Consider the following 10983-nt stretch of genomic DNA (forward strand, 5'->3'; position numbering starts at 1 on the left):
TGTGGCGGGGGCTACAGCGGATCCTGCCAGATCCGGAACGGGCACCGGTTCCGGGGCGAGGATACTCCCTGCCGGCAGCCGCCTTGAAGCGGGGAGATGGCGGCGCGGTCCCCGGGGAGGGGCGGGCCGGCCCTTGCCGGCGCCGCAGGATGCGCCGACCCTGCCGGCGCCATGCCCCCCGCACCCGGTCCCACCCCCGATCCCGCACAGGTCTTCGACCGCGCCCTGCACCGCCGCCGCCGCGACCGCGCCGCCGGCACCGTGCACCGCGTGGCGCCGATCCTGGAGGATGCGGCGGACCGCCTGCTCGACCGGCTTGACGACACCACCCGGCGCTTCTCCCGCGCCCTCGACCTCGGCGGCCGCGGCGTGGTGGCGCCGCTGCTGCGTGGCCGCGGCATTCCGTTCGTGGTCTCCGCCGACCTGTCGCCGCGCATGGCCGCGCTGCCCGGGGCGGCGGGCCCGGACGCGCCGGGACGCGCCTCGGGGCTGCCCGTCGCCGCGGACGAGGAGTTCCTGCCCTTCGCGCCGGGAAGCTTCGACCTGATCGTGGCGAACCTCTCGCTGCACTGGGTGAACGACCTGCCCGGCGCGCTGCTCCAGCTCCGCCGGGCGCTGGCCCCCGACGGGCTGTTCCTCGCCTCGCTGCCCGGCCTCGGCACGCTGCAGCCGCTGCGCGCGGCGCTCACCGAGGCCGAGGCGGCGCTGACGGGCGGCGCGGCGCCGCGCGTCTCGCCCTTCCCGGAGCTGCGCGACGGCGCCGCCCTGCTCCAGCGCGCCGGCTTCGCCCTGCCCGTGGCCGATGCCGACCAGGTGACGCTGCGCTACCGCGACCCGTTCGCCCTGTTCGCCGACCTGCGCGCCGCGGGCGAGACCAACGCGGTGCGGGCGCGCGACCCGCGCACCCCGCCGCGCGCCCTGTTCCCCCTTGCCGCCTCCCGGCTGCCTGCCGGGCCGGGGGACGCATCGGAGGGCGTGGCGATCCCGCTGCGGCTGCTGGTCCTCACCGGCTGGGCGCCGCACGAGAGCCAGAGCCGCCCGGCGCGGCCCGGCAGCGCCGATGTCCGGCTCGCCGATGCGCTGGGTGCGGAGGAGAAACGCCTGCCGCGCTGAGGCCGGGCCGCCTGACGCGCTTGCAACCGCCCCTGCCGGCGCGCATTTTCGGAGACTGATACGCAGCAACGCCCGCCGCGCGCCCAGACCGGCCCCAGACGGGACAACCCCCGGACGGGACAACCGGGCAGCCAGCCAGGGAGCACAGGCGCCGCCAGGACCGATGAGCCGCATGGACCAGCAGGCCGGCGACCCCCGCCGCATCACCCTCCACGACCCCGCCGACTTCGCGCCGATGCGCCGCGCCGGCCAGCTCGCCGCCGCGACGCTGGACATGATCGCCCCGCACGTCCGCCCCGGCGTGACCACCGGCGAGCTGGACCAGCTCTGCCACGACTTCATGGTGGCCAACGGCGCGGTGCCGGCGACGCTGGGCTATCGCGGCTACACCAAGTCCTCCTGCATCTCGATCAACCACGTGGTCTGCCACGGCATCCCGGGCGAGCGCGTGCTGCAGGAAGGCGACATCCTCAACATCGACGTCACGCCGCTGCTGGACGGCTGGCACGGCGACAGCAGCCGCATGTACGTGGCGGGCACGCCCTCCACCAAGGCGCGGCTGCTGATGGACGTGACCTACGAATCCCTGATGCGCGGCATCGCGGCGGTGCGGCCGGGCGCCACGCTCGGCGATGTCGGCCATGCCATCCAGTCCTACGTCGAGAAGCACCGCTTCTCGGTGGTGCGCGACTTCTGCGGCCACGGCATCGGCCAGCGCTTCCACGCGCCGCCCAACGTGCTGCATTTCGGCCGCCCCGGCGAGGGGCCGGTGCTCAAGCCCGGCATGTTCTTCACGATCGAGCCGATGGTGAATGCCGGCCGGCCCGAGGTGAAGATCCTCGACGATGGCTGGACCGCGGTGACGCGCGACCGCTCGCTCTCGGCGCAGTTCGAGCACATGGTGGGCGTCACGGAGAAGGGCTGCGAGATCTTCACCCTCTCCCCCGCCGGGCTGCACAAGCCGAACCTCGGCTGAGCGGCCGGCGCCAGCAGGCCGCGCGCCGGGCCGGAAGGATTCCCGCCCGGCGGCGATGGCCGGGATGCGTCCCGCCCGCGCCTACTCCGACCGCAGCCCCGTCGCCCGCACCGCCGCCACCCAGCGCGGCACCTCGTGCCGGATGCGCTCGGCGAAGGGCTCCGGCCCTTCCGCCACGATGTGGCCGCCCTGCTCGCCGAACCGCGCGCGGATCTCGGGCTGGCGCAGCGCCTCCGAGACGTCCTCCGCCACCTTCGCCACGATGGCGGGCGGCGTGCCGGCGGGCGCCAGCAGCCCGTACCAGGGGCCGCAATCGCCGGTGTCGTAGCCCAGCTCCGGCAGGGTCGGCACGCCGGGCAGCAGGTCGGGGAAGCGGTCGGGTCCCGCGATCGCGAGCGGCCGCAGCTTGCCGTCGCGCAGCAGCGCGATGGAGCCGGCGAGGGTCGAGAAGGTCAGCGGCACCCGCCCCGCGATCACGTCCTGCAGGGCCGGCGCCGTGCCGCGATAGGCGACATGCGTCAGCTCGATCCCCGCCGCGCGGGCGAACAGCGCCCCGGCGAAATTGCCGCCCGAGCCGTTGCCGGAGGTGGAGTAGGTGAGCCGCCCCGGCGCCTCGCGCGCCGCCGCGACCACCGCGGCGACGTCGGGGAAGGGCTGCTGCGGCGTGGTGAACAGCACGGTCGGCGAGCTGTAGATCAGCACGACCGGCGCGAGGTCGCGCAGCGGATCGACCGGCTGGTTCGGATAGAGCGCCACGTTGGCGGTCAGCGTGGCCGCGCCCATCAGCAGGGTATGGCCGTCGGGCGCCGACTTCGCGACCGCCTCGTTGGCGATCATGCCGTTGGCGCCGGGCCGGTTCTCGATCACCAGCGGCTGCCCCCAGACAGCCTGCAGGCTGGGCTGCAGCAGGCGCGCCGGGAAGTCGGTCGGCCCGCCCGGCGGGTAGCCCATCACCACGCGTACCGGCCGCGTGGGCCAGTCCGTCGCCGCCCGGGCGGGCCGGGGCCGCAGCAACGCCGACGGCAGCAATGCCGACGGTAGCAATGCCGCCGGGCCGGCCGCGAGCAATTGCCGGCGCTTCGGTTTCATCTGCGGCATGTCCGCCTTCCTCCCCCGATGTCGTGCGGCCGCGCTTGAGTTGCCGGCCTGCCGAGGCGATCCGTCACACGGAACGGCGACTCCTGGCCAGGAGGAATCGCATGCGGCGCGGCAGGTTCGCGCCGATGCGGGGCCGGTGCGGCGGCCGATACGGACCAGTGCGGGAGAAGTGGTCCCGGCCCCGGCCCCGAGGTCGGGTCCCTCGCCCCCGGACGGAACCGGGCCGAGCCCCGGCGCGGGAGGATCACGAGGAGTGGCCGGCATGACCGATGCCCTGCGCCGTTTCCCGCTGGCCCGGCGCTGGTTCGGCGGCACCCATGGTCCCGATCTGCACGAGGCGGCCGCGCGGCAGATCGGCGCCTGATCATCCGGCACGCGCCGAGGGTCGGATCGGCCGACCGGCCTCGGCCTCCGACCCGAAGGAATGGCCGGCCGTGAAGGCCCCTGTTCGCCCTACGGCGCCGGCGAGTAGCTCTGCTTGAGGCAGCGCAGGGTGAAGCTGGTGCGGGTGTGGCGCACCCCGGGCAGGCGGTAGAGCTTGTCGCGCAGCAGCGCCTCGGCCCCGGCCGTGCCGCCCACCGCGGCCTTGATCACGTAGTCGTACTCGCCGGTGACGAGATAGGCCTCGATCACCTCGGGCAGCGCCGTCACGGCGGCCTCGAAGCGGGTCAGGCTGTCGTCGTCGTGCTTCTCCATCATCACCTCCAGGAACACCGTGTCCGGCATGCCGAGCGCGGCCTGGTCGAGGATGGCGACGTAGCCCTTGATCACGCCGGCCTGCTCCAGCCGCCGCACTCGCGTCCAGCAGGGGGAGGGGGAGAGTCCGACCTCCTCGGCCAACTCGGCGTTGGTCAGCCGGGCGCGGCGGTGCAGGGCGCGGAGGATCCGGCGGTCGATGGCGTCCATGGCGGAAGGATCTACCGTCCTTTCGGCGCCGCACAACAGAATTCGGCAGGAACCTTCGCCCGTGACACCCCATTCTTCGGTACAGGGAAACGAGCGTCCGGAGGGTTCCACCGCCATGGGCAGCATCCAGCGACCGGAGGTCACCCTCGACAGCCGCTGGGAGGCGGCGGGCGAGACCACCCTGCTCACCGGCATCCAGGCGCTGGTGCGCCTGCCCCTGCTGCAACGCCAGCTCGACGCGCTGCGCGGCTGGGACACGGCGGGCTTCGTCTCCGGCTATCGCGGCTCGCCGCTCGGCGGCTTCGACAAGGAACTGCTGCACCAGGAGAAGCGGCTGCGCGAGGCCGGGGTGGTGTTCCGGCCCGGGCTGAACGAGGACCTGGCCGCCACCGCCGTCTGGGGCACGCAGCAGGTGGGTCTGTACCCGGGCGCGAGGCACGAGGGCGTGTTCGCCCTCTGGTACGGCAAGGGGCCGGGGGTGGACCGCTCCGGCGACGTGCTGCGGCATGCCAATTCCGCCGGCACGGCGCCGCGCGGCGGCGTGCTGGCGCTGGCCGGCGACGATCCCTCGGCCAAGTCCTCCACCGTGACGAACGCCTCCGAATACGCCTTCATGGATGCCGAGATCCCGGTCCTCGACCCGGCCGGCGTCGAGGAGGTGCTGGAATTCGGCCTCAAGGGGCTGGCGCTGTCGCGCTTCGCCGGGGTGTGGGCCGGGCTGAAATGCGTGGCCGACACGATGGACGCCTCCGCCACGGTGCGGATCGATCCGGCGGCCTACGACACGGTGCTGCCGCACGGCCTGCTGGAATCGCCGGACGGGCTGCACATCCGCCTGCGCGACACGCCGATCGCGCAGGAGAAGCGCCTGCGCCGCTTCCGCCTGCCCGCCGCCATCGCCTTCGCCCGCGCCAACGGCATCGACCGGCTGGTGATCGACTCGCCGCAGGCCCGCTACGGCATCGCGGCGCGCGGCAAGGCCTATGCGACTCTGCGGCAGGCGATGCTCGACCTCGGCATCACCGACGACCTCGCCCGCATGATGGGGCTGCGGTTGTGGAAGGTGGGGCTCGCCTGGCCGCTGGACGCCGAGGCGGCGCGCGATTTCGCCGCCGGGCTGGAGGAGGTGCTGGTGGTCGAGGACCGCCGGCCGCTGCTGGAGCCGCAGTTGCGCGACGCGCTGTACCACCTGCCTTCCCGCCCGCGCCTCGTCGGCAAGACGGACGAGGCGGGGGCGCCGCTGCTCTCCGACCTCACCGAGCTGGATGCCGGGCAGATCGCCCGGGCCCTGGCGGCAAGGCTGCCGGAAGGGTTCCGCACCGAGCGCATGGCGGCGCGCCTCGCGGAACTCGACGCGCTGGAGGCCGGCGCGCGCGAGCCGGCGCACAGCCGCGACCCGTTCTTCTGCCCCGGCTGCCCGCACAACACCTCGACCCGCGTGCCGGAGGGCAGCCACGCCCTGGCCGGCATCGGCTGCCACTACCTGGCGACGCGGATGGACCGCGACACCGAGCTGTTCACCCAGATGGGCGGCGAGGGGCTGCCCTGGATCGGCCAGTCGCCCTTCGTCGAGACGCCGCACGTCTTCGCCAATCTCGGCGACGGCACCTACAGCCATTCCGGCAGCCTCGCCATCCGCGCCGCGCTCGCGGCGGGGGTGAGCATCACCTACAAGATCCTCTACAACGGCGCCGTCGCCATGACCGGCGGCCAGCAGGTCGAGGGCGACCTGACCCTGCCGCGCATCGCGGCGCAGCTCGCCGCCGAGGGCGTCGCGCGCATCGAGATCGTCTCCGACGACCCGGACCGGTATCGCGGCGACGCGATGCTGCCGAAGGGCGTGGGCTTCCATCACCGGCGCGAGCTGGACGCGGTGCAGCGCCGGCTGCGCGAGACGCCGGGCGTCACGGTGCTGATCTACGACCAGGAATGCGCCACCGAGCGCCGCCGCAAGCGCAAGCGCGGCCTGGCGCCGCAGGCCACGCGCCGCGCCGTGATCAACCCGCGCGTCTGCGAGGATTGCGGCGACTGCTCGCGCGCCTCGAACTGCCTCGCCGTCGAGCCGGTGGAGACGGCGTTCGGCCGCAAGCGGCAGATCGACCAGTCCGCCTGCAACCAGGACATGAGCTGCGTCGAGGGCTTCTGCCCGTCCTTCGTGACGCTGGTCGGCGCCGCGCCCGCCGCGCACCCGGCGACGCCCGCGCCGGACGGCGCGCTGCCGGAACCCGCGCTGCCGGAGTTGCGGGACGGGGCCTGGAACATCCTGCTCGCCGGCGTGGGCGGGCAGGGGGTGACGGCACTCGGCGCCATCCTCGGCATGGCGGCGCATCTGGAGGGGCGGCCGGTGCGCTCCGTCGACCAGCTCGGCATGGCGCAGAAGGGCGGCGGCGTCTACGTGCAGCTCCGCCTCGGCGCGCCCGGGGCCACGCCGGAATCGCTGCGCGCGCCGCGCATCGGCGCCGGCCAGGCGGACCTGCTGCTCGCCGCCGACATGATGGTGGCGCACGGCCGCACCGCCCGGCCGCTGCTCGGCGCCGACCGCACGGCCGCCGTGGTGAACGCCGACCTCGCCCCGACCGCGCAATTCGTGCAGGACACCGGCACGCGCTACGACCGCGAGGGCATGCTGGCCAGCGTGCGCGAGGCGTGCCGCGAGGTGCTAGCGGTGCCGGCGCTGCACCGGGTGGAGGCGGAACTCGGCGACGCCATCTTCCTCAACATGTTCCTGCTCGGCATGGCCTATCAGCGCGGCCTGCTGCCGCTCTCGGCCGAGGCGATCGGGCGGGCGATCGAGCTGAACGGCGCCGCCGTGGCGAGGAACCGCGAGGCGTTCCAGCGCGGCCGCGCCGCCGCGCTGGAGGCGCCGGCCGCGCCGCCCGCGCCGGAGACGCTGGAGCAGCGCATCGCCCGGCGCGTCGCCGACCTCACCGCCTACCAGTCGGCCCGCTACGCGCGCCGCTACGCCGCCGCCGTCGAGCGCGTGCGCGCCGCCGAGCAGGCGGCGGTGCCGGGCGCCACGCGGCTGGCGGAGGCCGTGACGGCGCAGCTCCATCGCCTGATGGCCTACAAGGACGAGTACGAGGTGGCGCGGCTGCACGCCGATCCCGAATGGCAGGCCAGCCTCGCGCGCGACTTCAAGGGCACGACGCGGGTGGAGCTGAACCTCGCCCCGCCGCTGCTCTCCGGCACCGATCCCGCCACCGGCCGCCCGCGCAAGCACCGCTTCGGGCCGTGGATGCTGCGCGCCATGGGTCTGCTGCGGCACGGCAAGGTGCTGCGCGGCACCGCGCTCGACCCGTTCGGCCGCACCGAGGAGCGCCGCACCGAGCGCGCGCTGGTCGCGGAATTCGAGGCGGGGCTGGAGCGGCTGCTGCGGCTGCTCTCGCCCGCGACGCATGCGGCGATCTGCGCCTGGGTGGAGGCCTGGGCGGGGGTGAAGGGCTACGGGCCGGTGAAGGCGCGCAACATCGCCACGGTGCGCGCGGCGCTGCCGGGGCTGGAGGCGGCGGTGGCCGAGGCGCCGGCGCGGGTGCCGGTGGCGGCGTAGGCCGGCGGGGAGGGCCTTGCCATCCTCGGTTCCGCCCACCGGAAAGGGCGGCGCCGAGGTCCGGCGCTACCGCCCGGAGGAGAGACCTGCCGATCACGACCGGCCAATTGAGGCAGGATTACGGCAATTGGGGTTGAATTGGGGCGAACCTTCATGCTTCCCATGCTGCGCCGCAGCAAGAGGCGGCGCGAAGGACCAGCATGCCGTTCTCCTCCATCCGCCCGCTGCTCGCCCTGCTGACGCTGCTCGCCGCCCCCGCGGCCCGGGCGGGGGAGCCGGGCGGCGCCCTCCAGGTCACCGCCGCCCTCGGCGGCTCCGTGCCGTACCTGACGGGGGAGGGGATGTTCATGGTGGCGCGGCTGGACGGAATCGCGCTGCCCAGCCTCTCGCTCGATCGCCGGCGGCCCTTCCCCGAGAACACCAGGACGGTGTTCGACCAGCGTACCGAGGCGGTGCTCGGCGTGGACTGCCGGCTGGGGCGGATCGGCCTGGCGACGCTCTCGCTGGACGGCCTGCTGAGCGTGGCGGAACGCGCGGCGCCCGAGCAGGCACGGCCGCTGCTCGCGCTTGTCCTGCTGCGGCTGGGATTCTGATCCCGCCCGCGCGGGGCCGGACCCGTGCGGGCGCTTCGGCGGACGGGCGGACCGGCATGAGCCGGCTGGACGGGTCCCCGTGCCCCCGCGAGAATGCCGCCGGGGAGTGAACATCCATGCCGCCCGACGCCGAGACCGCCTTCGACCTGCCCGAGGCCACGCGCGCCCTGCGCGACACGGCGCTCGACTTCGCGCGCGGCACGCTGGCGCCAAAGGCGCTGGAATGGGACCGCGAGCGGCACTTCCCGGTGGAGGAGATGCGCGAGGCCGCGGCGCTCGGCATGGCCGCGATCTACGTGCGCGAGGAATCCGGCGGCGCCGGCCTGACGCGCCTCGACGCCGCCGTGATCTTCGAGGCGCTGTCGCAGGGCTGCCCGGTGATCGCGGCCTTCCTCTCGATCCACAACATGGTCGCCTGGATGATCGACCGCTACGGCAGCGAGGCGCAGCGCGCCGAGTGGCTGCCGGATCTCGTCACCATGCGCCGCATCGCCTCCTACTGCCTCACCGAGCCGGGTTCCGGCTCCGACGCCGCCGCGCTGCGCACCCGCGCGGCGCGCGACAACGAGGGTTACGTGCTGAACGGCGCCAAGCAGTTCATCTCGGGCGCCGGCACCTCCGACCTCTACGCCACCATGGTGCGGACCGGCGGCGACGGGCCCGCCGGTCAAGGATCGGGCGGCGTCTCCTGCCTGCTGGTGCCGAAGGACACGCCCGGCCTCTCCTTCGGCGCCAACGAGCGCAAGATGGGCTGGAACGCGCAGCCGACGCGCACCGTGAACTTCGCCGACGCGCGCGTGCCGGCGTCGGCGCTGCTCGGCGAGGAGGGGCAGGGCTTCCGCATCGCGATGAGCGGGCTCGACGGCGGGCGGCTGAACATCGCGGCCTGCTCGGTGGGCGGGGCGCAGGCGGCGCTCGACATCGCGCTGGCCTACGTGAAGGAGCGGCGCGCCTTCGGCCGCGCCGTCGCCGACTTCCAGGCCACGCAATTCCGCCTCGCCGACATGGCGACCGAGCTGGAGGCGGCGCGCACGCTGCTCTGGCGCGCCTGCGCGAAATTGGACGCGCGGGCGCCGGATGCCACCGCCTTCTGCGCCATGGCCAAGCGCTTCGCGACCGACACCGGCTCGCGCGTCGCCGACGAGGCGCTGCAATTGCTCGGCGGCTACGGCTACCTTGCCGAGTACGGCGTGGAGAAGATCGTGCGCGACCTGCGCGTGCACCGCATCCTGGAAGGCACCAACGAGATCATGCGCGTCATCATCTCGCGCCACCTGCTGGGCGGTCGGGGCTGAATCGGCGCGGGGGCTGAGCGGACCTTGCGGCTGCTGATCTGGTACTGGGGCCGGCGCGGCGCCGGCGCGCAGCGCGTGGTGACGCTCGGGCGCGCGCTGCGACGGCGCGGCGACGTGGCCGTGGCGCTCTCCGTCTCGCGGCAGATGGACCTGCTGGCGGAGGTGGAGGCGCTGGGCCTGCCGACCGATATCGTCGAGACCTACACCTCCGGCGCCGGCTTCCTGCTCGGCCTGCCGCGCGTGCCGGGGCTGGCGCGCCGCCTCGCGCGGCAGGCGCGGGAATTCCGCGCCGACGCGGTGCTCTCCGTGATGACGCATCTCTGGACGCCGCTGGTGACGCCCGCGCTGCGCCGCGCCGGCATCCCCTACGTCCCGATCGTCCACGACGCGCTGCCGCATCCGGGCGACCCGGCGCTGCTGTGGGACTGGCGCCTGGACCGCGAGCTGGACGCGGCCAGCGGCGCCATCGTGCATTCCGCCGAGGTGGGCCGCCTGCTGCGCGCGCGCCGGCCGGGCCTGCCGGTGGAGACGTTGTCGCTGGGCACCGACCTCGATGCTGCCGCGCTGGCGCCGGCATCCGGCGCGGCGAAGGAGGGCGGCTTCCTGCTGTTCGGCCGGCTGCGCGCCTACAAGGGCCTCGACCTGCTGCGCGACGCCTGGCCCGCCGTGTTGGAGCGGCACCCCGGGGCGCGTCTGCGCGTGGTGGGGGAGGGCGACGCCGAGGGGCTGGCCCCCGGCCTCTCGGCCCTGCCCGGCGTGCGGGTGGAGACGCGCTGGGTGGCGGAGGCGGAGATCCCGGCGCTCGCCGCCTCGGCCGACGCGCTGGTGCTGCCCTATCGCGAGGCGAGCCAGTCCAGCGTGGTGCCGCTGGCCTTCGCGCTCGGCGTGCCGGTGGTGGCGACCGCGGTCGGCGCGCTGGCCGAGCAGGTGGCGGACGGGGTGAACGGGCTGGTGGTGCCGCCGGAGCCCGCCGCGCTGGCCGCGGCCATGGCCCGCATGGCGGACCCGGCCGAGCGCGCCCGGCTCGCCGCCGGGGCAAGGGCGAGCGGCGCGGCGCTGGTGGACTGGGACGCGCGCGCGGCGGAACTGCTGGGGGTGCTGCGGCGGCTGGGGGTGCGGGACGGCGGATAGGCGGGGGCTTTTCGGGGCGCTGCCCCGAACCCCGCCAGGGAAGGCGCCGCCTTCACTGCACCCATCCGCTGGGGCCCAAGGGGAGGTGGGGAGGCCCCAGACCCCGTTCGTTTGAGGCGTGACAACTCAAACTACTGAAATTGAACAATAAATGGGGTTTCCAAAGGGGCTTCGCCCTTTGGTGGGGTCCAGGGGCAAGGCCCCTGGCGGGGTACCGGGGCAGCGCCCCGTTCCCGCGCAGCGGGAAACCTACGCGCGCGGCGTCCCGCCGATCCGGCTCGCCACGAAGCGCGCCAGCGCCGGGCCGGCCAGCAGCACCAGCAG

Annotated in this window: 8 protein-coding genes; 6 read left to right on the forward strand and 2 right to left on the reverse strand. The window is 74.7% G+C overall.

The genetic code is table 11. From position 1 onward, the window contains the following. The first annotated feature begins 171 nt into the window (after positions 1–171). Entirely contained in the window at positions 172–1113 is a 942-nt protein-coding gene (locus tag M0638_RS14715; RefSeq protein ID WP_248667752.1) for a methyltransferase domain-containing protein, read from the forward strand. A gap of 172 nt (positions 1114–1285) precedes the next feature. Continuing rightward, entirely contained in the window at positions 1286–2089 is an 804-nt protein-coding gene (gene map / locus M0638_RS14720; protein ID WP_248667753.1) for a type I methionyl aminopeptidase, read from the forward strand. An 81-nt stretch (positions 2090–2170) separates the two neighbouring features. Here the strand turns inward: map and M0638_RS14725 are convergent, their stop codons facing one another. Together M0638_RS14725 and M0638_RS14730 are read right to left on the reverse strand one after the other, a co-directional pair. Continuing rightward, a complete protein-coding gene (locus M0638_RS14725) occupies positions 2171–3187 on the reverse strand; it encodes a Bug family tripartite tricarboxylate transporter substrate binding protein (RefSeq protein WP_248667754.1) in 1017 nt (338 codons plus the stop codon). A gap of 453 nt (positions 3188–3640) precedes the next feature. Next, positions 3641–4093 (reverse strand): Lrp/AsnC family transcriptional regulator, encoded by a 453-nt coding sequence (locus M0638_RS14730; protein ID WP_248667755.1) that lies wholly within the window; start codon positions 4091–4093, stop codon positions 3641–3643. A gap of 115 nt (positions 4094–4208) precedes the next feature. Here M0638_RS14730 and M0638_RS14735 point away from each other — a divergent pair, with 115 nt between their 5' ends. From M0638_RS14735 to M0638_RS14750, 4 genes are all read left to right on the forward strand, one after another. Further along, a complete protein-coding gene (locus M0638_RS14735; protein ID WP_248667756.1) occupies positions 4209–7640 on the forward strand; it encodes an indolepyruvate ferredoxin oxidoreductase family protein in 3432 nt (1143 codons plus the stop codon). A gap of 200 nt (positions 7641–7840) precedes the next feature. Continuing rightward, a complete protein-coding gene (locus tag M0638_RS14740; protein ID WP_248667757.1) occupies positions 7841–8233 on the forward strand; it encodes a hypothetical protein in 393 nt (130 codons plus the stop codon). A gap of 116 nt (positions 8234–8349) precedes the next feature. Continuing rightward, positions 8350–9528: an acyl-CoA dehydrogenase family protein gene (locus tag M0638_RS14745; protein WP_248667758.1), complete on the forward strand. Its 1179-nt coding sequence runs from the start codon at positions 8350–8352 to the stop codon at positions 9526–9528. 24 nt (positions 9529–9552) lie between these two features. After that, positions 9553–10659: a glycosyltransferase family 4 protein gene (locus tag M0638_RS14750; protein ID WP_248667759.1), complete on the forward strand. Its 1107-nt coding sequence runs from the start codon at positions 9553–9555 to the stop codon at positions 10657–10659. Positions 10660–10983: the final 324 nt, after the last annotated feature.

This window comes from Roseomonas acroporae (assembly GCF_023223525.1).
Lineage (GTDB): Bacteria > Pseudomonadota > Alphaproteobacteria > Acetobacterales > Acetobacteraceae > Roseomonas_E > Roseomonas_E acroporae.